Source organism: Tahibacter harae (assembly GCF_024437735.1).
Lineage (GTDB): Bacteria > Pseudomonadota > Gammaproteobacteria > Xanthomonadales > Rhodanobacteraceae > Tahibacter > Tahibacter harae.
Genome location: NZ_JANFQO010000075.1, coordinates 1 through 1,274, shown reverse-complemented (window position 1 = coordinate 1,274; position 1,274 = coordinate 1). Strand labels below are relative to the sequence as shown.

Below are 1,274 nucleotides of genomic sequence, written 5' to 3'. Positions count from 1 at the left end.
TGGCCTGGGCGTCGTAGCGCCAGGCTTCGCCGCGCGTGGCCTGCGTGGGTGCGGTCGAGGTGAAGGCGGGCGGACGGTTGGCCGCGCCGACGTCGATGCTGAAGCTCTGCTCGTCAGTGCCGCTGTGGCCGTCGCTGACCAGGATGGTGATCGTCTGCGAACCGGCCTGGTTGGCGGCGGGCGTCCAGCTGATTGCGCCGGTGGCGGTGTCGATGGACATGCCGCTGGGCGGATTGCTCAGCGTATAGGTCAGCGTGTCGTTGTCGGCGTCGGTAGCGTCGACGTCGTAGCTGTAGGGCGTGCCGACGCTGGCCGTGGTGATCGCGGTCGAGGTGATCTCCGGCGCGTGATTCGCGCTGCTGACGGTCAGGGTGAAGTCCTGCGCACCGGTGCCGCCATGGCCGTCACTGACGCGGATCGCCATCGTGTGCGTACCGATCTGCTGCGTGGTCGGGGTCCAGCTGATGACGCCGGTGCTGCTGTCGATGCTGACGCCCGACGGCGGATTGAGCAGTGAATAGGTCAGCGTGTCGTTGTCGGGGTCGGTCGCTTCCACGTCGTAGCGGTAGGCGCTGCCGGCGGTCGCGGTCGTGATCGCGGTGGACGTGACGGACGGCGCGCGATTGGCCGCCGTGACGGTGATCGACACCGTGGCCGGCGTGGAATCGAGCAGGCTGTCATTGGCGACGTAGGCGAAGCTGTCGCTGCCGCTGAAGGCCGATGCCGGCGTATAGGTCAGCGCCGGCGCCGTGCCGCTCAGGCTGCCGTGCTGCGGCGGCGTGGTGATGCGGAAGCTCAGCGGGTCATTGTCGGCATCGCTGCCGCTCAGGGTGACGGCGGCACTGCCACCCTGCTCCAGCGACAGCGATTGGGCATCGGCGACCGGCGCGCGGTTGTAGCGCGTGTTGATATCGCTGGCGCTGACCGGATCGGAGACGGCGGCATCGGCCGTCGCGGTATTGGTCAGCGTGGCCGCGGTCAGCGTGGCGGCGTAGGAAACCGGAATCGTGAGCTGCAGGCGGTTGGCCATGCCGGCCGGCACGGTCGCACCGCTGAGCGAAACGCTGCTGGCGCCGCCGGCGCCGCTCAGCGTGCCGCAACTGGCACTGCCTTGCGCGGTGCACGTCGCCGCGGCCGACAGCGTGGCGCCCGTGGGCAGCGTGTCCGTCAGCGTCACGCCGGTGGCCGTCGACGGGCCGGCATTGCTGAGGATCAGTGTGTAGGTGCCGCCGCCGCCCGGCGCATAGATCGTGCTGCCGTCGTCCTTGCTCAGG

1 protein-coding gene is annotated in these 1,274 nt (G+C 69.7%); it reads right to left on the bottom strand.

Going from position 1 to position 1,274, the window contains the following annotated elements; translation table 11 throughout:
• Window positions 1-1,274: Ig-like domain-containing protein (locus tag NM961_RS23875; RefSeq protein ID WP_255916931.1), on the bottom strand; the 1,274-nt coding region annotated here is incomplete at both ends.